The organism is Novosphingobium sp. 17-62-19, from assembly GCF_002256775.1.
Lineage (GTDB): Bacteria > Pseudomonadota > Alphaproteobacteria > Sphingomonadales > Sphingomonadaceae > Novosphingobium.
Genome location: NZ_NCII01000058.1, coordinates 1 through 20,059 on the forward strand (window position 1 = coordinate 1; position 20,059 = coordinate 20,059).

Below are 20,059 nucleotides of genomic sequence, written 5' to 3' on the forward strand. Positions count from 1 at the left end.
CGATGAATAGAAGCCCGTGGGCGAAAACTTGTGCAGCAGCACGTCGCCCGGCTCCAGCGTGCGCAGATGGTCTTTCCACCCCTGCGGAATCGGGCTTTCTTCGGTCAACAAAGGCCGCGTGCCGAACTGGAAAGCAATCGAACCCAGTTCCGGGTTGTCGATCCAGTTGTCCCATTCGCGCAGGAACCACACGCCGCCGGCCATCACGATCGGCACGTCGTCCGAAATGCTCTCGGCCCGCATCACATCGCGCAGCACCTTCACGCGCGGATAGGGGTCTTCCGGCTTGCGCGGGTCTTCGGCGTTCGACAGGCCATTGTGCCCGCCTGCCAGCCACGGATCTTCATAAACCACCGCGCCCAGCAGTTCGGGCACCTTGTGATAGGCCCGCTTCCACAGCGCACGGAACGCCCGGCCCGATGACACGATGGGCAGATAGTGGACGTTATAGCGCGCCGCGATTTCCGAAAGCTTGTAGGGCATCCCCGCCCCGCAGGTCACACCCGTTACCAGCCCGCGCGTCTGATCGAGCACCGCTTCCAGGATCGGCTGCGCGCCGCCCATTTCCCACAGCACGTTGATGTTGATGGCGCCGCGTCCGCCCGCAATTTCGTGCGCGCGCTTCACCTGCTCCACCGCGCCATCAATGGCATAGCGCATCAACTGTTCGTGGCGTTCCTTGCGCGTCAGCGCATCATAAACCTGTGGAACAATCTTGCCTTCAGCGTCGTAGCTATCGGCATTGACGGCGCTGACCGTGCCGATGCCCCCGGCAGCGGCCCATGCGCCCGAACTCATGTGGTTCGTCGCTGCAACACCCTTGCCGCCTTCAACCAATGGCCAAACTTCGCGGCCGCCGTAAAGAATCGGCTTCAACCCCTTGAACGCAGACATCAATTTCCTTTCAAGGCGCTTGTCGCGCCAGCACCCTTGGCCGTCTTCAGACGGCACGGCCTGATTGCGCCCGGCTCGGGCCGCGTTTCCGCCGCCACGAACTGCGCGTAATACCCCGCAAGCTCCGGTTTACGGTGAAACTCCTCCAAGTGAAAGCCCACCGCCTCCAACTCGCAGATCAGCAACGCCGGCGGAATGCCATGGCGATCGGTCGAACGATCCATATCGACCACCACGATCTTCCCGCCGGGCTTCAACGCAGGCCACAGCCGCCACGCAAAAGCATAAGGCTCGGCCACTTCGTGATACATATGCACGAGGAACACCCGGTCGAAACTGCGTTCGGGCAGCTTGGGATCGTCCTCGCCACCCGGCTTGATCGAAACATTGTCGAGCCGGTCCGCCTCAACGCGCGCACCAAGGCGGCGCAGCGCATCGCCATCGATATCCTGCGCCAGCACGCGGCCCTTGGCGGTCACGCGTTCGGCAAGACGGACGGTATAATAGCCCTCGCCCGCGCCGATATCGGCCACGCTCATGCCCGCCTGCACCCTGGCAAGGTCCATCACAGTCGTCGCTTCGCGGCGCTCCTCACGGTCACGCTCGTTGGAAAAGGCATTGCTGCCCAGTTCCGAGACCGGACGATCCGGCGTGGGAAAGGCGCGCGACGTTTCCGCGCGATTGTCCTTGGTCGCCGGGTCGCAGGCAGCAACCAGCACTGCCAGCGCAATAGAAGCAAGGGCCGAAGCCCGGCGCATCAATCGTCGTCCTCGACAGTGACCTTCTCGCCTGTGACTTTCTGCGAGAGCGCAGCAGCCATGAACGGATCGAGCGCACCGTCGAGCACTTCGCTGGGGTTGGTCGATACCACCCCGGTGCGCAGGTCCTTGATCTGCTGATAGGGTTGCAGCACGTAGGACCGGATCTGGTGGCCCCAACCGATCTCGGTCTTGGCCTGGTATTCGCCGCTGGCCGCCGCCTCGCGCTTGGCCAGTTCGGCCTCATAGATGCGCGCTTTCAACATGCCCATCGCGGTGGCGCGGTTCTTGTGCTGGCTGCGGTCGTTCTGGCTGGCCACGATGATTCCGGTCGGCACGTGCGTGATGCGCACCGCCGAATCGGTGGTGTTCACGTGCTGCCCGCCAGCGCCCGATGCGCGATAGGTGTCGATCTTCAGGTCGGACGGATTGATCTCCACCTCGATATTGTCGTCAATCTCAGGATAGACCCAGACCGAGCTGAACGAGGTGTGCCGCCGTGCCGAGCTGTCATAAGGGCTGATCCGCACAAGACGGTGAACGCCGCTTTCGGTCTTGGCATAGCCATAGGCGTTCTCGCCCTTGATCAGCAGCGTCGCACTCTTGATGCCGGCAGCTTCACCGGCGTGGTAATCCACCAGATCAACCTTGTAACCGTGCCGTTCGGCCCAGCGCGTGTACATGCGCTGCAGCATTTCGGCCCAGTCCTGGCTCTCGGTACCGCCAGCGCCGGCGTGGACTTCAAGGAAGGCGTTGTTGCCATCGGCTTCGCCCGCCAGCAGCGCCTGCACCTTGTCGTTGTCTGCCCGGTCGGCCAGCGCGGCCAGCGTGGCCAGCCCTTCGTTCACCGTCGCTTCGTCGCCTTCCATTTCGCCAAGCTCGATGAACTCGACGGCATCGGCCATTTCCTGCCCGATGGTGTTGACGGTGCCGATGGCCGCTTCCAGCCTGCGCCGTTCGCGCATGACTTCTTCGGCCTTCTTGGGATCATCCCACAGTTTGGGATCTTCGACGCGGGCGTTCAGCTCGTCGAGACGACGCACGGCGCGGTCCCAGTCGAGGAACTTGCGCACCAGTGCCAGCGCGGCTTTGATGCGGTCGATATGGGCCTGCCCTTCGGCACGCATGATACAACTCCGGTCAAACGCAAAACGAACTGCGCCGCTTAGCGAAGCGGGCAGGCATGTAAAGCCCAAGCGTGAAATGGGTTTCCGTTTGGGCTCAGCCCTTGAGCTTGCGCACCGCTGCCAGCGTCATTTTCACATGGTCGCGATAGTCCATGTCGGAATGAACCATCACGATCTTGCCGTTGCGGCCGATGACATAGCTGGTGCGCTTGGTCAGCCCGGTCGAAACGCCGTCCGGCTTCTTCAGATCGACGTCATAAGCCTTGATCACCGCCGGGCTGGCAGCGGCCACGGCAAACTTGTCACGGCAGGCTTCGGTCGAAAACTTCTGCAACGTGGCAATGTCGTCGTTCGACATGCCAACCACGGTCGCGCCTGCTGCCTTGAACTGGTCACTCGCCTCGGCAAAGGCGTGGGCCTCCAGCGTGCAGCCTTGCGTGAAGGCCTTGGGATAGAAGTAGAGCACCACCGGCCCCTTCTTCAGCGCCTGTGTCAGCGAGAAAGAGAACGGCTTGCCCGCCAGCGCACCCTTGGCATCAAACGCCGGAGCCTTGGCCCCGTTCGCAAGTTCGGCCGAGGCCGGGGCGGAGAAAAGGGCGAATGCCGCAAAGGCGGAGGGGATCAGGAGCTTGTTCATAGTTTTGAACGGTAACAGACCCTGCCCGCTGGTGCCAATGCCTTTGAGGGCAAGTGCGGATTCTCAGTAGATCCCGCCCTGCTCCTCAAGGAAGTCCTGCTCCACTGCCGCGTCTTCTGCCGGCCCATCAGCAATCCCGCGCGCCGCCCGCGCCCGACGCAGAGCATCGATAACCGCTTGTTTTGCAGTCATTTCACCCTCACGCGCGGTCCGCTTCGGCTCCGTATCCGGCTTGAACGCCTCCCAGATGACCGAAGCCTTGGCCACGTCATTCTCCGGCGTCCCCCCGAACACCCGCTTGCCCGAAACCCGGTCAATCTTCACCATCCGCACTCCCTCAGGCACCCGGAAAGGAATATCCTTCCACCGTCCACGGGTTTCTTGGACCAATTGTTTGAACACAGGCGCCGCAATCCGCCCGCCCTGCGCGTATCCGCCGAGGCTGCGGGGTTGGTCGTAGCCGATGTAGACGCCCGCGATGATATCGGGCGAGCCGCCGACGAACCACACGTTGGTGGGGCCGGAGGTGGTGCCGGTCTTGCCGAACAGCGGGAGGTTGAGGTCTCGCAGGGTCACCGCCGTGCCGCGCACCACCACGCCTTCGAGCATGTGGACGACCTGATAGGCGGTGCGGGGGTCCATGACCTGTTTGCCGGCGGGTTTGAAGCGCGGCATGGGCTTGCCGTCCCACTGTGGCATCGAGCACCCGTCGCAGCGGCGGCTGTCGGCACGCAAGATGACCTTGCCGTTGCGGTCCTGCACGTAGTCGACGAGGCTTGCTTTGTGTTGGCGGCCCTGATTGGCGAGCGCGGCATAGCCGTTGACCATCTTGAGAACGGTCGTATCACCGGCGCCCAAAGCCATCGAGAGATAAGCTTCGTAATCGCCGATACCGACCTGCTTGATCGTGCGCACAACCTTGTCCATGCCGACATCATTGGCCACCCGCACTGTCATCAGGTTGCGTGATTGTTCGAGCCCCCAGCGCATGGTGTGGCTGCCCGAACCGCCTTCGTTGCCGAAGTTGCGGAAGCACTTTTCGCCGAGCGCTGCGCCCTGATAGACGCAAAAGGTGCCATCGACGACGGTTGAGGCGGGTGTCAGGCCATTGTCGAGCGCGGTGGCATAGACGAACGGCTTGATCGTGGACCCGGGCTGGCGATTGGCCTGCGTGGCGCGGTTGAACGAACCGAGGCGCGCATCAAAGCCGCCCTGCATGGCAAGAACGCGTCCGCTTTGCGGATCTTCAACCACCATACCGCCTGATACTTCGGGTATGGTGCGCACCGCATAAGTCCCAGCATTGAGCGGAGCCACGGCGGTAATGTCACCCGGCCGAATCTTGTCGGGCAAACTGACAAGATCAGCGGTAGTCCCGTCCGAGAAGCCGATCTTGCCCGATGAACCGCTACGCGACAGCAGGACGCCGACGCGCCAGTTCTGGTAGTTGACGGAGATATTGCTGGTGATCAGTTCGGTCTGCCAGCGATCCCCACTGACATCCACGCGCGCAATCGGACCGTGCCACCCGCGTCCGCCAGAATAGCGCAAAAGCGCTGTGCGGAGCGAATTCTGGGCCGCTGTCTGCAATTGCGTATCAAGCGAGGTGCGCACCCACAGACCGCCAGCATAGACGCTGTTCGGCCCGTTCTCGGCTTTCTCGCCAAACTTGGAGATGAGCTGACGGCGTACTTCTTCGAGGAAATAGCCAGCGTCAGCGGTGTAGTTTTCAGCCCGGCGGGGTTTGAGTCCCAGTGGCATTGCCTGCGCGGCAGCGGCGGCCTGCGGGGTTGCCCAACCATTGCTGACCATCTGATCGAGCACCCAGTTGCGTCGTTCGATCGCCATCGATTCGTACTTGGCGCGACCATAGCGTTCCGGCGCTTTGGGCAAGATGGCGAGGAAAGCGGCTTCATGCAGTTGCAGTTCGCCCACGTCCTTGTCGAAATAGGCACGCGACGCTGCCTGCACGCCAAAACTCTGCCGCCCCAACGGAATTTCGTTGAGATAGAGTTCAAGAATCTGCTGTTTTTCCAGAACGCCTTCGATGCGGCGCGCAAGGATCATTTCCTTGAGCTTGCGCGAGATGGAATATTCATCGCCAATCAGGATGTTCTTGGCGACCTGCTGGGTGATCGTGGAACCACCGCGCGCACGTTCGCCCGACCCGAACTTCAGCGCATAGTCTGCCACAGCACCGGCAAGGCCGAAGAAATCGATCCCACCATGCGTCCAGAAAGTCTTGTCCTCTGCTGCAAGATAGGCGTTTATCAGCGGCTCAGGAAAATCGACAAACCGTAATTGAACACGCCGTTCACGCGCATAGCTGGAGACGATTTCGCCATCGTTGCCCCGCACCATCGTGGGCAGCGGTGGCTGATAGGTCAGCAGGCTGTCTGCCGATGGGAGCGTGCGCAGAACCGCGACCCACAGGACAAACCAGCCAACCAGTACTGCCGCAGCCAAATAGTTGCCAAGCCGGAACAACCGGCTTTCGCGCCACTTGGTGCGATACCACGTGGAAAGGGCCTGCCAACGCGCAAAGCCGTCCTTGCGGAGCAGCTTGAACCGGGATTGCTGAGACGTCTCTTCGACCATTGTGCTCGGGCCTCTAGCACGGCCCCGCTTACGCAAGCCAGTGTCTTGGAATCAAAATCAGGATCAAATCGGTTCAGGGCGCGGAAGATCTCTGTCCAGATGGTTCTAAAGATGCGGAACTTGCGGTGATCGGGGGGACTTGCTTTTCTGCAAGGAATATCTGGATGGCCTGCGCCAACGAACGGGCAAAACCCTTGCGCCACGCCGGATCGCGCATGGCACGCGCATCATCTTCATTGCTGATAAAACCCGCCTCTATCAAAGCGGATGGCAGATCGAGCGACTTGAGCACGATGAACGCCGCTTCGCGCTGCGAGGTTGCATGAAAACGTATCTGCCCTTCGGATTCGCGCACGACAAGTTCGCCAAATCGGATGGAGCGCCCGCGCATTTCGCGGCGGGCCAGATCGACAAGAATTGACGAGACAGTCTGGCCCTTATCACTCAACGAAACGCCGTTGACCATATCTGCACGGTTTTCGCGCGTGGCAATTGCCTCTGCCACCGCGTCTGACGCTTTGTCGGACAGCGTATAAACTGTGGCACCGCGCGCTGATGTGCTTTGCGCAGCATCGGCATGGAGCGAGACGAACAAGTCAGCGCCAAGCCTGCGGGCAATGTCCGAACGCTCCTCCAGCACCAGGAACCGGTCCGTATCACGCGTCATGGCTACGCGAACCCGGCCATTGGCAAGCAACTGATCGCGCAGAGACTTGGCCAATGCGAGAGTCATATCCTTTTCACGCTCGCGCTTGGCGCCACTGGCGCCCGGATCGTGACCACCATGCCCGGCATCAATCACGACCAGTGGACGCGATGTATCTGCGGGGCCCTGAATAGGCGGCAGATCGATCTTTTCCTCGCTACCTGGCAAGTCCAGTTTCACAACGTAGCGCGGCTCAATTTTGGCCACGCCGGTGGAAAATGCAGCCCACATCGCCGCTGCTGCCAATACAGGCGCGGCAAAAACTGCAACAATGAGGCCCCGATCTTCCATCCGAGAACGCCTATGCCCCGCACCTGCGGGTGCGGTCCAGCAGGAAATGCCCCACATAGTTAACGGTCTTGTCGCGGCATTGTTTTAATTGCTGCTTTGCAATTGTGGTGCTAGCACTCATCTACCGGGGCAAGTCAGCATCGGTGCGTTCCACGCCGAAACCGCCAGAAAGCGCAGCAGTGCGCCGCGGAGGGCGAGGGAAAGCCTGCTGACACAGATCCCGTATTCGTGGGGAGAAACAAGCGCAAGCGCAGCTCTCCACGCCACAAGGTTGATGCCGTAATGATGAGCCGCGTTTCGTTCCTGCCTTCCTGCCCCACCGGGGCGGTTGCGGCTTGGACGATTGGCGGCACGCGCATTTCGCCGCGAGTTATCTTTACAGCAGACACAAACCAACCGCCGCCGGGCGGCGAGCGATGGGACATGGCAGGCGACAAGCCGTGTGTCCCGATGCTCCGATCCGGCAAAACCGCATTCGTGAACGCCCCCGGCACGGAGACAGTCACTGCACTGGTCCGGCCGCAAGTGCGTCGCGCATCCCAAACGAACCGCGCCAGATACGCAGGGGCAACCCCGCGACGGTGCGGCTGGAGACATTACAATGACCACGCGTATGCTAATCGATGCGCGCCACCAGGAAGAAACCCGGGTGGCGGTGCTGAAGGGCAATCGGATTGAAGAATTCGACTTTGAATCTGCGGATCACAAGCAGATCAAGGGAAATATCTACCTCGCCAAGGTAACACGGGTAGAACCATCGCTGCAGGCAGCCTTCGTCGATTTTGGCGGCAACCGGCACGGGTTCCTTGCGTTCAGCGAAATCCATCCCGATTACTACCAGATTCCCAAGGAAGACCGCGAAGCGCTGCTGGCTGAAGAAGCCGCGCACGCCGAAGAGGAAGCCGCCCTGCGTGCCGCCGATGATGGCGACGACGAGGACTATGCAGAGAGCGATGGCTACGATTCCGATGAGGGCGTGACCGAAGTCGACACGTCCGAGAAGGATCAGGTTGCCACCATCGAAGGCGGCGTTGTTGAAAATGGTTTCGACCATGAAGGCGACGACGCGGAAGCCGCCGAAGGTTCTGACGAGGACGAAGGCGAAGGCGAAGGCGAAGGCGAAAACGATGGTCGCCGCCGTGGACGCCAGCAAGGCCGACGCCGTCAGGGTGGCCGTTCACAAGGCAAGGAAGCCGATGAACTGCGCGCCAAGCGCATGGCACTGCGCCGCCGCTACAAGATTCAGGACGTGATTCAGCGCCGTCAGGTTCTGCTGGTTCAGGTCGTGAAAGAAGAGCGCGGCAACAAAGGTGCCGCTCTCACCACCTACCTCAGCCTGGCGGGCCGCTATTGCGTGCTCATGCCGAATTCGAGCCACGGCGGTGGCATCAGCCGCAAGATCAATTCGACGGCTGACCGCAAGCGTCTGAAGACGATCATCTCGGAACTGGAACTGCCGCGTTCGATGTCCTGCATCGTACGCACCGCCGGGTTGCAGCGCACCAAACCCGAGATCAAGCGTGACTTCGACTATCTCGCCCGCCTGTGGGACGAAATTCGCGAACGCACGATGGGTTCGGTGGCCCCTGCCCTGATCCATTCGGATTCCGACCTGATCAAGCGCGCGATCCGCGACATCTACAACCGCGAGATCGAAGAAGTGGTGGTCGAGGGTGAGTACGGTTACCGTGCTGCCAAGGACTTCATGAAGCTGCTGATGCCAAGCCACGCCAAGCGGGTGAAGGCCTATGTCGATCCTGTGCCGCTGTTCCAGCGTTATGGCGCGGAAGACCAGCTTACCGCGATGTACGATCCGGTGGTGCAGCTGAAGAGCGGCGGCTATCTGGTCATCAACCCGACCGAAGCACTGGTTTCGATCGACATCAACTCGGGCCGCTCCACCAAGGAACATGGCATCGAGCAGACGGCGGTTGCCACCAACCTTGAAGCGGCGCGCGAAATCGCCCGCCAGTTGCGCCTGCGCGATATGGCCGGGCTGGTCGTGATCGACTTCATCGACATGGAATACGGATCGAACGTCCGCAAGGTCGAGAAGGCGATGAAGGACGCGCTGAAGAACGACCGTGCGCGCATTCAGGTTGGCCGCATTTCGGGCTTTGGTCTGATGGAAATGAGCCGCCAGCGCCTGCGCACAGGCGTGCTTGAAGCTACGACGCGCGGCTGCCCGCATTGCGATGGCACCGGCCTTGTCCGCACCGCATCGTCTGCAGGCCTTTCGGCGTTGCGCATGATCGAGGACGAAGCTGCCAAGGGCAAAGGCAACGTGGTGTCGCTCTATGCATCGCAGGAAGCGGCGATCTATGTGCTCAATGCCAAGCGCACCGATCTGGCCGAGATCGAGGAACGCTATGGCGTTTCGGTAGAGGTGATCCCCGAAGGCGAGAACGAAGGCGCGAAGATGCGCGTCGCCTCGCGCGGGCCGAAGCCGGAATTCGTACCCCGCTTCGAGCCGATCATCGAGCCTGAGGAAGAGGACGATATCGTCGAGGATTCCTACGACGATGAGGATGAAGCTGAAGAGCAGACCTCACGTGGAGATCGCGACGGTGACCGTGGCGATGGCGAGCGTAGCGATGGACGTCGCAAGCGGCGCAAGCGCCGCCGTGGCCGCAGCCGTGAGCGTGGTGACGAAAGCGCTGAAGGCGAGACCGAAACCGCTGGCGATGAAGCCGAGGGTGAAATCGAAGAGGCCGAGGGCGAAGCTTCGGAAAGCCAGACAGCTGACACCGCCGAGAACGGTGATGACAACGATCGTGGACCGCGCAAGCGTCGTCGGCGTGGGCGTCGTCGTCGTGGTGGCCGTGAGAACGGTGAAGGTGGTGGCGATCAGGTGGCATCGGATGAGGGCGCCGAGGACGAGGGCGACACTGAAGCCACGCCTGCTGACGCTGTTGAAGTTGCACCGATTGCAGAACCACAGCCGGTAGCCGAAGCAGAACCTGTAGTCGAAGCTGTGCCAACGAAGCCCAAGCGCACGCGGCGCAAGAAGGCTGACACTGTAACGGAAGTTGCTGCTGAGCCTGAAGTTGTAGCCGAAACGGCACCGGAGCCTGTGGCTGATGAAGCGCCTGCGCCCGTGGCCGAAAAGCCCAAGCGCGTGCGCAAGAAAAAGGTCGAGGCTGAGCCTGTCGTCGTTGCCGAGGAAGCCCCTGCTTCGATCGTTGACGCCCCGGCTGAAGCGTCAGTTGCAGCTGAAAAGCCCAAGCGGGTGCGCAAGAAAAAGGCTGACGCTGTTGCAGCCGATGCTGCGCCTAGCGAAACGGTGACGGCAGATGCGCCTGCAGAAGAAGCGGCCTCTGCGGACGATAGCTCGGAGCCGCGTCGCGGATGGTGGCAGCGAACCTTCGGGGCCTGAACATCTGCAAATGGAATAGGAAAGGCCCCGTTGTGAAGCGGGGCCTTTTCGATTCTGCCCTCTTGCCTCAGGCACTTTTTGTGGCGATGCCCCACTCCATCCACGCCGCCCATTTTGGCATTCCTGGCATGTATTGATGGCCGGGGTCTGACAGCGCGAAACCATGCTGTAGGACTGGCGCGGTGACGGGTCGGGTCAGGTGGCAACCTCCCATCAGCGGCTTCCACAGCGGCTCGATCCGGCGCTGCCAACCCGCAACCTTGGCTTCGGGGCTGAGGCCATGTTCGAGAAACAGCAACTGGCCACCCGGCTTCAGGATACGGCGCAGTTCGGACAGAACTTTGTCGGGATCATGGACCGAACACAGGGTGTAGGTGCAGACCGCCGTATCGAAGCTTTCGTCGGCAAAGGGAATATCCTCACCCACGCCTTCGCGGATGTCGGCCTGCCAGCCCTTCTGTGCGGCCGCTTCTCGCGCGTAGTCGAGAAGCTTGCCTGAAGGGTCGATCCCGGCGAACCCGGTGACGCGCGCCGTGTCATAGAACTGCTGATTGAGGCCGCCACCGCAGCCGATCTCGAACACGCGGCCCTGCGCGCGCGGGACCACTCCGGCACGCAGTTCCATGATGGCGGGTGACGCGCAGGCGCACTTGATCATGCGCGGCACAACATGTGTTTCCCAAAGACCCTTCAGACCCATCCCGATTCCCCCAATTGTTATGATGGTAGAGTGCAATGGTGTCGCAAGCGATACAAGGGCGCAGCGCCTGCGTTTCACTGGCAAGAATGCGGGCGCCGATTGTTGCGGACGATACCATTCCGGGACTGGCGCGCGAGGTGCATTCGGCTATGGTTCTCGCGCAACAACGGCACGCAAGGACACCGATGCACGGCAGCACCGCAGACCAATTCGAAAACAAGCTGGAAGCCTCCCTCCACGCCCGCCACGTGGCGATGATCGCGATCGGGGGGATCATCGGCGCGGGGCTGTTTGTGGGGTCATCAACCTCGATCAACCAGATCGGGCCAGCGGTTGTGGTGAGCTATGGCCTCGCTGGGCTCGTCATCCTGATGATCATGCGGATGTTGAGCGAGATGGCGATGCTCAATCCCGGTGCGGGATCGTTTACCGAGCATGTGCGGCTGGGTTTTGGCGATAGGTGGGGGCCGCTGGCGGGGTTTGTGACCGGATGGCTCTATTGGTATTTCTGGGTGATCGTTGTGGCGATTGAAGCCATAGCCGGTGCGGTTATCCTGGCGCTGTGGCTACCGTTCGAGGTGTGGCAGATCGGATGCGTACTGCTGGCGCTGATGACCGTGGTGAACCTGTTCTCGGCGCGCTCCTATGGCGAGTTTGAGTTCTGGCTTTCGACCGCCAAGGTGGCCGCGATCCTCGTTTTCATCCTGATTGCGGGGCTCTGGGCCTTTGGTGTAACATCGCCTGACGGGCAGACCTTTGCCAACCTCACTGCACATGGAGGCTTTGCGCCCAAAGGCTGGGGCGCGGTGATTGGCGGGGTGACGAGCGTGATCTTTGCGCTGTGCGGCGCGGAGATTGCAACGGTGGCAGCCGCAGAATCGCACGCTCCGGCAAAAGTCATCGCGCGGATGACCGGATCGGTCGCGCTGCGAATCCTGCTGTTCTATGTCCTGTCGCTCATCCTCATCGTGGCAGTGCAGCCTTGGGATACAGTCGTGCCGGGGCAATCGCCCTTTGCCAGTTCGTTGGGCCTGATGGGAATTCCGGCTGCCGAGACGATCATGAATGCCGTGGTGCTCGTGGCCGTGCTGTCGTGCCTCAATTCCGGGCTTTACGTGACATCACGCGCGTTGTTCGGCCTCGCACGGCACGGGGATGCGCCACAAAGCCTGATTAGGTTGAACAAGCGCAAAGTCCCCGCGCGGGCAACCGTCATCGCGAGCCTGTTTGGATATGGGGCCATGGCGGCATCGGTGTTGTCACCGGGTGGCGTTTTCAGCTTCCTTGTCAGCGCATCGGGCGCGCTCATGCTGATCATCTACTTGATGGTTTGCTTTGCTCAAGTGCGGACGCGTCGGATCACGGAAGCGACTGCGCCGGAGCGCCTGGGCATCCGCATGTGGCTGTTCCCTTGGCTGTCCTATGCAACGATCGCTGCTATCGTGATTGTGCTGCTGGCGATGGGGATGGTCACTGAACTTCGGCCGCAGTTCCTTGCCAGTGCATTGACTGTGGCATTTGCCGTGGGGGCATGGTGGCTGCTGCGTCGTAGAAGGGCTTGAACGCAGGCGGCTGGCTACGCCGTTTTCCGGTTGGCCTGTCACTCTCCAGCTGTGCTAGAGATTTCATAAGCTTACGTTTTTTTCGGAGTGTATTCCCGATGTCTGCCTGCATTCTGCTTTCCGCCCTTGCCACAGCGACTGTTGTGGCTGGAACGCCAGAGGCCACCGCAGAGCCAGCATTCGAACTGCCTCCTGCCCTAGCATCCATGATCGACACCGCGCTGGCATCGGGCGATGAGGCAGAAGCCAATGTGGTAATCCGTACAGCGAAGCGCGCCCTGCCCCAATCGGCCGATGCCATTGACCGTCGCGTGGCCCGGTGGCGTAGTGGGCCTCAGGTGCCGACTGTCGTTCAGGTGGCAACTCACCCCTCCCCCGCCACGCCGGAGCCTGTCGATCCAGCCCCGATCCAAACTGTCAGCGCGCCGAAGTGGTCTGGCGAAGGTGAAGCAGGCGCGTTTGTCAACACCGGCAATGCCCCCGGCATAGGCCTTGTTGGCGGCTTCAAGATGCTGGTTGAGGGCGAGAACTGGCGCATTGGAGCCAATGCCCGCGCTGACTATCAGGAAACTGCGAGCGTTGTGACGCGCGAACAATACCGTTTTTCGGCTGAGCCGAACTACAAGTTTGATGAGCGGGGCTATTTGTTCGGCCTTGGGCAATACGAGCAGGATCGGTTTCAGGGCTTTGAATCGCGTTACAGTATTTCCGGTGGCCTTGGTTACAGCGTGATCAAAAGTGATGCTGCGCAGTTGAGCGTCAAGGCTGGTCCGGCCTGGCGCGTGACCGAACCCGTAGCGGCCGAACGCGAATCCGTGGTGGCCGGGCTGGCCTCGCTCGAAGCCAAGGTGAAGCTGACGCCGTCGCTGCAATATAGTCAGGATGCCAGCATCTATTCCGATGCGACCGGAAGCACCTTCTACACGCTAGCCGCACTCGATTCGAAGCTTATCGGAAAGCTGAAAGCGCGGCTTTCATACATGGTGCAGCACGAAACTGCGCCAGAACTGGGGCGGCTTGGCACAGATACAACGAGCAGATTGACGCTGGTCTACGGCTTCTGAGGAAGCCGTAGACTCCAAACTCAGGAAGCGGTGGTGCCCGGCGCGTACTTGTTCATCAAGTCATACGACCGTTCGTACCACTTGCTGCCCGGATAGTTCTTGCCCAGCACAGCCGCCGCCTTCTGCGCTTCCTGCGGCAGGCCTAGCGAGAGGTAGCTTTCGACCAGACGATACAGCGATTCGGGAGCATGGCTGGTGGTCTGGTACTTTTCCACGACCGTGCGGAAGCGCAGGCTTCCTGCAAGCCATTTGCCGCTGCGCTGATACATGCGGCCGATTTCCATTTCCTTGCCCGCAAGGTGATCGTTGATCAGATCGATCTTCAGGCGTGCGTCAGCGGCATAGTCGGTATTGGGATAGCGACGGACCAGTTCGTTCATCGCGGTCAACGCCTGCAGGGTGATCTTCTGGTCACGCGTTACGTCAGAGATCTGTTCGTAATAGCAGAGCGCGACGAGGTAGTAGGCGTAAGGCGCGTCCTTGTTGCCGGGGTGGATCGACAGGAAGCGCTGCGCTGACTGCACCGACTTGGCATAATCGCGCGAGGCGTAGTAGCTGAAAGCCGACATCAACTGCGCGCGGCGTGCCCAAGGCGAATAGGGATGCTGGCGCTCAACCTCGTCAAAAAGGGCAGCGGCTTGCCGGGCATCGCCCTTGTCGAGCCGATCCTTTGCGGCGGTGTAGAGCGTGTCCACATCGCGCGCGACGTAAGCGACGTCCTTCTTCTTGTTACCACCGCCCGCACAACCGGCAGTCAGCCCGATAGCCACAGTGGCGGCAACGATAGCGGCGAAGCGCGCAGGGCGGCGCGGAGCAGGATGCGTCATGCCGTCCCTATAGCCAGCAGGTTCCTGAACGCCAAGTGAAGTTACGGAGTTTTGCGCGGACCGTTGCAGGTCATGCTTCGGCAAACGGGGGTTCCACTGCAATCGGATCGGCGAGCGTCAACCGATCCAGAATAGCCGCCGTCTCATCACGCAATTGCAACATCAGCCCGCGCAGGCGGCAATCCGCCTCTGGCAGGCAATTGTTGCAGTGTTCATAGGCGTTGCGGCTGGCGCAGGGCACCAGCGCAATGCTGCCGCGCGTGATACGGATAATATCACCATAGCGGATGTCGACCGGGGCGAGCGCCAGTTCATAGCCTCCATCACGCCCCCGATGTGACACGACAATGCCTTCACGCGCCATTTCCGACAGGATCACGGTGAGGAACTTGCGAGGGATGTTTTGCGCTTCTGCGATGGCGTCAAGCCGAACCGCACCTTGGCCGAAAGTATCGGCCAGATGTTGCAGTGCCCGGATCGTGTAACGCGTTTTTTGCGAAAGCATGAGAAATAGATGAACACTGCCGCCGGAATGTCAACTCCGGGGGTAGAATTACCTGTTCAGCTTTGGCGGCAACTGCCCGGTTTGTGAAAAAACCGGGCGAGACGCTATGTCTTTGCCCTAGTTCCCGGCGGCCAGCGTTTCCACGAAATCGAGACGTGCGCGGTAGGGGTCTTCGATATGGACAGCGCCTTTTTCATCGATCAGCATGACCTTGGTATCGGTCGCCGTGGCTGCGGGCCAATTCACATCAGGCTTGCCCGATCGGGCGAACGCTACCCATAGATCGTGCGTGCGCTTTGCGACGGCAGCTTCGGGCGCGACCATTTTGACTTGGCCGCGTTCGGCGACTGTATCGAACACATAAGGAAGTTCGCTGGCATGTGGTGCGCCACCCATCGCTTTCTGGAAATCAGGATGGGCATAGCCGAAGCGGAACAGGTAAGCGGGCTGGCCGCGTTCTGTCAGCGCGCGCGCAACGGCACGTGCCGGTTCGATGAACATCTTGTCCGCACTGGTCATCGTGCCGACGATCAGTCCGGTTTCGGTCCCTGCCGGATCATAGAGCTTGCGGGCTTGTGGGGCCTTGTCTCCATAAGCTTCGAAGATCTTTTCCTTGTCGGTCACCATAGGGAAGCCATCGGCCGAATTGGCCCCGACCATGACCGGAACCTTCGCGTAAAGGCCCGCCGCAATGGCATCGATGCTGGCGCCGAAGATTGTGCGGCCATCGACCATCGGGCCGGAATAGCCGGGCTTGGCCATCGTCATCATCGAAAGATCGGCGGTGACTTTCTCTTCTGGCAGGGCACGCAAGGCAGTGGCATCAAGGCCCGGTGCGAACGCTTCGCCCGCCTTGGCTGCGGTGGCGATGGTGGGCATCGGCAGCGTGCGGTCACGCCCGCCACCGCTTTCGATAATCACCTTGTGGAACAGGCCACGCGCTTCGGGCGCCTGCAGCAGCATGTGCATCGACATGCCGCCCGCGCTTTCGCCAAAGACGGTGACATTTGCCGGATCACCACCAAAAGCCGCAACATTGGCCTGCACCCACTTCAACGCAGCGATCTGATCGAGAAAACCGAAGTTGCCGCCAAAACCTTCTGCCGCCAGCGCGGGATGGGCAAAGAAGCCATAGCGACCGAGCCGATAGTTGAGACTGACCAGAACCACGCCATCGCGGGCGAAATTCTGGCCCGAATAGACGGCGGGGGACGAACCTCCGTTGACGAAACCACCGCCGTGAACCCAGACCATGACGGGCAACTTTGCGCCTGCCCTGGCTGCGGCAGGCTTCCAGACGTTGAGGTAGAGGCAATCCTCCGACGGAGTTGTCTGGATTGGCGCGGAATCGGGTGGAAACGGGGCTTGGGCGCAATCCGGGGCATAGTTGCTGGCATCGCGCTGTCCGGTCCAAGGCTTGGCCGGTTGCGGAGCGCGCCAGCGGTTTTCACCCACGGGCGGCGCAGCATAGGGAATACCGAGAAAGGCGCTGACGGCACCAACGTCGGTGCCCTTCACGGCCCCGCCTGCGGTTTGGACAGTCTGCGCCGGGGCGGACGTTGCCAACAGGCTGGCACCGAATGCCATTGCTGAAATCGCTTTGCGCATCCTCAATCCCTCCAATTTTTGTTTGTAGACGGACCTTCACCAATGCCGACAGCGCCCGCCATACGAGGTTGCCTACCCATGACATGGCTGTCAAGATTGCGCTGTCAGATGGAGCGTGACACGCTACTTACAAGTTGTAAGGTTTGGCACACGTCTGCTTACACATCGGCAAATTAGGGATGATGACGTAGGCGCAGGATCGGCTAAAAGGCTGCGCAAGAAAGGACCGGGTTAAAGGATGAATCTGGCAAGCACTGCACGCGGCACAGGGCACTCCACGATGGAGGACGTCGCCCAGCTCGCAGGCGTTTCATTGAAGAGCGTTTCGCGTGTTATCAATGCTGAGCCGCATGTTTCGGTGAAGTTGAGGGCGAAGGTCGAATCCGCAATCGCGGAACTCAACTATGTACCCGATACTGCGGCACGCTCGCTGGCAGGTTCACGCACGTTCATCATCGGCTTGCTTTTCGACAATCCGAGTCCGAACTACACGATGAACATCCAGAAGGGTGTTTACGAAGCCTGCCGCGCCAACCAGTATCACTTGCGCATCGACAACGTGGATTCCACAGCGCCACGGGAAGAGTTCGAAGCCCAATTGCTCGCACTCGTGCGCAACAGCCGGTGCGATGGGTTCGTGCTGACTCCGCCACTTACGGATGATCTCGTCCTACTCGATTTCCTCGACCAGTCAGGCATACGCTACACACGGATTGCGCCAGCGTCAGAGCATGGCCGATCGCCGGGTGTCGGCATCGATGACTATGAAGCTTCGGCTTCAGTTGCGGAGCATCTTTGGGCACTGGGCCACCGGCGGTATGCCATCGTTCGCGGACCGGAGAGCCACCTTGCCGGGGCGCGGCGGCGCGATGGCTTTGTTGATGCCCTGCATAAGCTTGGCCTTGATCAACCCGTGATAGAAGTAGACGGCGGCTTCAGCTTTGAGGGCGGCATTCACGCGGGGACCGAGATTATCGGGTCCGATAAGTTGCCCACCGCCATATTCGCCACGAACGACGATTCTGCGGCCGGGATCATGGCGGCCTGTTCTCAAGCAGGAGTCAGGGTGCCTCAGGACGTATCAGTCTGCGGGTTCGACGACAGTTGGGTTGCACGGTCGGTCTGGCCGTATCTTACGACGGTATACCAACCGATCGAAGAGATGGGCCGTGCGGCGGCATCGCTCCTCTTGCGGCGCGACGAGCCGGAGAATGGACTTCACCGGCTCGACTTTCACCTCGTTGTCAGGGATTCAACTGCTCCGCCCCGGAGTTGACAGAAATCGTTACTGGTCCTGCAATACCGGACGGCCGTAGGGGCGCGTCGGCACGATAAGTGGGGACCGTGGTGAAGGTGACCTTCTCGGCCCCTGGCTGCGCGTCGCCGATCATGCGGTTGACCCACAGATTTGCAACGCGAACCTCCAGCGTGTTGCTGCCGCGCTTTGCCGCATCTGAAATGTCCACGCGATAGGGATTGTGCCACGCATGGCCTGCCAGCTTGCCGTTGACGGAAACTTCAGCGATTTCGCCTACATCGCCAAGATCCAGCCACATTCGTTCACCCGCTTTGTGGCCTTTGGGTAGCGTGAACGTGGTCAAGTAAGTGGCGATGCCCGAAAAGTAGCGCACGCTCGTTTTGGCGTGTTTGTCGAGCGGGCTAAGTTTGTCCAGCGTGATCGACGCAGGCGCCCCCCGACCGGGCTGAAACGCGATGTTCCATGGGCCATCGAGCGACGCGATCTTCACAGGCGTGGGCTTTGCTACCGTTACTTGCTCAGCTTTAGAAGGCTTGCGAAATACGACGAAGACCGCATCTTCGGGATGGAAGGAGAGCGGCACAACCGTCTCGCCGTTTTCGATCCGGTAGGACAATGGCTCTGCCTTCCCCGTCGCTGCCCGCCAAAGCTCTGGCTGTTTGCCGGTTACACGAAACCGCGCCTCCCCGGATAGCGATGCGTTACGGCGGTTGTTGACGAACCAGACATCGCCATCATCCAGTTTGCGGTGGACGAACAGGACATCACCGTTCTGTGCCCCTGCCATGGCAAAGTCTGGTGTGATACCGGCCTGTTTCAAGCCATCGTCAATTGCCTGCGTGGCGAGGACGTTGCCTTTGCCGACGTCTCCCGACCACAGCGCGTTGGCGAGCGCCACAAAGCGGGCAGCGTCGTCAGCCGCGCTGGGCGTGGCAACCGGTTTTACGCCAATCAGCGTTGCCCCGCCCCGTACCAGCGCAGCGAGCCGCTCCAGGGTGGGCAACGTCATCTGCTGCGACGTTCCGCCGAGGTAAATTGCACGGTAGCGCGCGCCGCCGGACGATACCACGTCGCCACCGTCGTTCGTCAGGGCATCAGCCAGCATCCCTGCGTTGACAAAGTCCCATGCGTTGGCCGTTGGCAGATTGGTCGGCACCCTATCGGCATAGAGCGCGGTGACCGGCGATTCTTCGCCGATGAACCATGCCACGTCGGCCACGTTGCGGCCCTGCTGCAGCATCAGCGACGTGCGCGAGATGTAGTCGACCCACGGTTTTGCCATTTCGGCCCAGCTTTCGTGCCGATTGAAGTACTGGCCGAAGATGGCCAGCGATAGCCCAGGCTGTTTGTCGTCAAGCGGTTGGTGAACTGACGTGTGAATTACCGGGCGGTTGATCCCGCTGGCAAATTCGAGGTCGATAAACTTTTTGAGACTGGACGGCGCGAAATCCCATGGTGAATTCACAGCCGTAAGCGATTCAGCCGCAACGAACCGCTTTCCATAAACGTGAGCAACCGAAGCAGCACCGCGCATGTCGCCCAGCAGCGTTGTGCGCAACTTGCTTTCATCAGCATAGGTCCACAGCGCGGCCATGGGCACATCAGCGTGCGAGCGCATGTCCAGATCATCGCCCAACATTGGACGCTTGTCCTCCAGCGCCTCTCCATAAACTTTCAGGCCGTGCTCGTGCGCCACTTGCGCCACTGTTGCGTAGTGCTTGTCGGCCAGCAGTTCGGCGAGGGTCTTGCGGAAATCGAAAAGGAAGCGTTCACTTTGCGCAGCCGAGCCGATCACCGTCCCGGCCAGAACAGGCAGCCACGGGCGCAACGCATAACCGCGGCGCGCACCAAATTCTGCCTCCATGGCGCCAGTCCAGTTGGCGTTGCCGACCTCGATCGAATCCGTCAGCAGCGCCTGCACCCCGCGCTTTCCGAACAAGTCAGGGCCAACCGTCTCACGATACATCCCCAGATATGTTTCCAGGTAACGTCGCACAGCAGCGGCATCAAATTTGTCAACTTCGAGCCCGGTTGCCTCGGGCGGCGCTGGATGGGGTCACTGCACGAAAGTGAATTTTACGTACGCTAGGGTCGAACGAACGGCGAACGCTGACGGTGCTAGCGTCGGAAAGGTATGACGACAGCCTG

The 20,059-nt window shown here is 60.8% G+C and carries 15 protein-coding genes and 1 pseudogene; 4 read left to right on the forward strand and 12 right to left on the reverse strand.

All coding sequences use genetic code 11. The annotated features are described in order from the left end of the window. From B7X90_RS11580 to B7X90_RS11605, 6 genes are all read right to left on the reverse strand, one after another. The coding region (locus B7X90_RS11580; RefSeq protein WP_292624604.1) for a nitronate monooxygenase at nucleotides 1-894 on the reverse strand (894 nt) is incomplete at its 3' end. Next, entirely contained in the window at nucleotides 894-1,652 is a 759-nt protein-coding gene (locus B7X90_RS11585) for a class I SAM-dependent methyltransferase (RefSeq protein ID WP_292624606.1), read from the reverse strand. The genes B7X90_RS11580 and B7X90_RS11585, both read right to left, overlap by 1 nt. Further along, complete coding sequence (prfB, locus tag B7X90_RS11590) at nucleotides 1,652-2,779, reverse strand: peptide chain release factor 2 (protein WP_292624608.1); 1,128 nt, start codon at nucleotides 2,777-2,779, stop codon at nucleotides 1,652-1,654. The genes B7X90_RS11585 and prfB overlap by 1 nt, the downstream gene beginning before the upstream one ends. Before the next feature lie 94 nt (nucleotides 2,780-2,873). Beyond that, on the reverse strand, nucleotides 2,874-3,416 hold the full coding sequence (locus B7X90_RS11595) for a peroxiredoxin (RefSeq protein ID WP_292624609.1): 543 nt from the start codon (nucleotides 3,414-3,416) through the stop codon (nucleotides 2,874-2,876). Nucleotides 3,417-3,479: 63 nt separating this feature from the next. After that, on the reverse strand, nucleotides 3,480-6,014 hold the full coding sequence (locus tag B7X90_RS11600; RefSeq protein WP_292624611.1) for a transglycosylase domain-containing protein: 2,535 nt from the start codon (nucleotides 6,012-6,014) through the stop codon (nucleotides 3,480-3,482). A 73-nt stretch (nucleotides 6,015-6,087) separates the two neighbouring features. Then, nucleotides 6,088-7,011 carry an N-acetylmuramoyl-L-alanine amidase gene (locus B7X90_RS11605; protein ID WP_292624612.1) on the reverse strand — a complete coding sequence of 308 codons (924 nt, stop codon included), beginning with the start codon at nucleotides 7,009-7,011 and terminating at the stop codon, nucleotides 6,088-6,090. A gap of 601 nt (nucleotides 7,012-7,612) precedes the next feature. Between B7X90_RS11605 and B7X90_RS11610 the strand changes: the two genes are divergently transcribed. Further along, nucleotides 7,613-10,387, forward strand: coding sequence for an Rne/Rng family ribonuclease (locus B7X90_RS11610; protein ID WP_292624614.1), 2,775 nt, complete (start codon nucleotides 7,613-7,615; stop codon nucleotides 10,385-10,387). Nucleotides 10,388-10,454: 67 nt separating this feature from the next. Here B7X90_RS11610 and B7X90_RS11615 read toward each other — a convergent pair whose 3' ends face one another. Then, nucleotides 10,455-11,087: a class I SAM-dependent methyltransferase gene (locus B7X90_RS11615; RefSeq protein WP_292624615.1), complete on the reverse strand. Its 633-nt coding sequence runs from the start codon at nucleotides 11,085-11,087 to the stop codon at nucleotides 10,455-10,457. A gap of 185 nt (nucleotides 11,088-11,272) precedes the next feature. On the opposite strand from B7X90_RS11615, the gene B7X90_RS11620 reads away from it, so the two are divergent. Further along, nucleotides 11,273-12,649: an amino acid permease gene (locus tag B7X90_RS11620; protein ID WP_292624617.1), complete on the forward strand. Its 1,377-nt coding sequence runs from the start codon at nucleotides 11,273-11,275 to the stop codon at nucleotides 12,647-12,649. Nucleotides 12,650-12,747: 98 nt separating this feature from the next. Next, nucleotides 12,748-13,713, forward strand: coding sequence for a DUF481 domain-containing protein (locus B7X90_RS11625; RefSeq protein ID WP_292624619.1), 966 nt, complete (start codon nucleotides 12,748-12,750; stop codon nucleotides 13,711-13,713). A gap of 20 nt (nucleotides 13,714-13,733) precedes the next feature. Here B7X90_RS11625 and B7X90_RS11630 read toward each other — a convergent pair whose 3' ends face one another. From B7X90_RS11630 to B7X90_RS11640, 3 genes are all read right to left on the reverse strand, one after another. Next, entirely contained in the window at nucleotides 13,734-14,540 is an 807-nt protein-coding gene (locus B7X90_RS11630; RefSeq protein WP_292624621.1) for an outer membrane protein assembly factor BamD, read from the reverse strand. Nucleotides 14,541-14,610: 70 nt separating this feature from the next. Further along, the gene (locus B7X90_RS11635) at nucleotides 14,611-15,045 is read right to left on the reverse strand and encodes an Rrf2 family transcriptional regulator (protein ID WP_292624623.1); all 435 of its coding nucleotides are present in this window, start codon (nucleotides 15,043-15,045) and stop codon (nucleotides 14,611-14,613) included. Between the two features lie 117 nt (nucleotides 15,046-15,162). Then, nucleotides 15,163-16,653 carry a carboxylesterase family protein gene (locus tag B7X90_RS11640; protein WP_292624625.1) on the reverse strand — a complete coding sequence of 497 codons (1,491 nt, stop codon included), beginning with the start codon at nucleotides 16,651-16,653 and terminating at the stop codon, nucleotides 15,163-15,165. Nucleotides 16,654-16,891: 238 nt separating this feature from the next. On the opposite strand from B7X90_RS11640, the gene B7X90_RS11645 reads away from it, so the two are divergent. Continuing rightward, nucleotides 16,892-17,929: a LacI family DNA-binding transcriptional regulator gene (locus tag B7X90_RS11645; RefSeq protein ID WP_292624627.1), complete on the forward strand. Its 1,038-nt coding sequence runs from the start codon at nucleotides 16,892-16,894 to the stop codon at nucleotides 17,927-17,929. On the opposite strand, the gene B7X90_RS18380 is transcribed toward B7X90_RS11645, so the two are convergent. Then, nucleotides 17,898-18,494, reverse strand: a complete 597-nt coding sequence (locus tag B7X90_RS18380; RefSeq protein WP_366409688.1) for a glycosylhydrolase-like jelly roll fold domain-containing protein — start codon at nucleotides 18,492-18,494, stop codon at nucleotides 17,898-17,900. The genes B7X90_RS11645 and B7X90_RS18380 overlap by 32 nt on opposite strands. 30 nt (nucleotides 18,495-18,524) lie before the next feature. Beyond that, nucleotides 18,525-19,952, reverse strand: a pseudogene (locus B7X90_RS11650) (glycosyl hydrolase); the annotation flags it as partial. Nucleotides 19,953-20,059 lie beyond the last annotated feature (107 nt).

What these genes read in the sequence shown, in the direction of transcription:
- B7X90_RS11585 (WP_292624606.1), bottom strand. Translation starts at nt 1,652, where the DNA reads ATGCGCCGGGCTTCGGCCCTTGCTTCTATTGCGCTGGCAGTGCTGGTT.
- prfB (WP_292624608.1), bottom strand. Translation starts at nt 2,779, where the DNA reads ATGCGTGCCGAAGGGCAGGCCCATATCGACCGCATCAAAGCCGCGCTG.
- B7X90_RS11595 (WP_292624609.1), bottom strand. Translation starts at nt 3,416, where the DNA reads ATGAACAAGCTCCTGATCCCCTCCGCCTTTGCGGCATTCGCCCTTTTC.
- B7X90_RS11600 (WP_292624611.1), bottom strand. Translation starts at nt 6,014, where the DNA reads ATGGTCGAAGAGACGTCTCAGCAATCCCGGTTCAAGCTGCTCCGCAAG.
- B7X90_RS11605 (WP_292624612.1), bottom strand. Translation starts at nt 7,011, where the DNA reads ATGGAAGATCGGGGCCTCATTGTTGCAGTTTTTGCCGCGCCTGTATTG.
- B7X90_RS11610 (WP_292624614.1), top strand. Translation starts at nt 7,613, where the DNA reads ATGACCACGCGTATGCTAATCGATGCGCGCCACCAGGAAGAAACCCGG.
- B7X90_RS11615 (WP_292624615.1), bottom strand. Translation starts at nt 11,087, where the DNA reads ATGGGTCTGAAGGGTCTTTGGGAAACACATGTTGTGCCGCGCATGATC.
- B7X90_RS11620 (WP_292624617.1), top strand. Translation starts at nt 11,273, where the DNA reads ATGCACGGCAGCACCGCAGACCAATTCGAAAACAAGCTGGAAGCCTCC.
- B7X90_RS11625 (WP_292624619.1), top strand. Translation starts at nt 12,748, where the DNA reads ATGTCTGCCTGCATTCTGCTTTCCGCCCTTGCCACAGCGACTGTTGTG.
- B7X90_RS11630 (WP_292624621.1), bottom strand. Translation starts at nt 14,540, where the DNA reads ATGACGCATCCTGCTCCGCGCCGCCCTGCGCGCTTCGCCGCTATCGTT.
- B7X90_RS11635 (WP_292624623.1), bottom strand. Translation starts at nt 15,045, where the DNA reads ATGCTTTCGCAAAAAACGCGTTACACGATCCGGGCACTGCAACATCTG.
- B7X90_RS11640 (WP_292624625.1), bottom strand. Translation starts at nt 16,653, where the DNA reads ATGCGCAAAGCGATTTCAGCAATGGCATTCGGTGCCAGCCTGTTGGCA.
- B7X90_RS11645 (WP_292624627.1), top strand. Translation starts at nt 16,892, where the DNA reads ATGAATCTGGCAAGCACTGCACGCGGCACAGGGCACTCCACGATGGAG.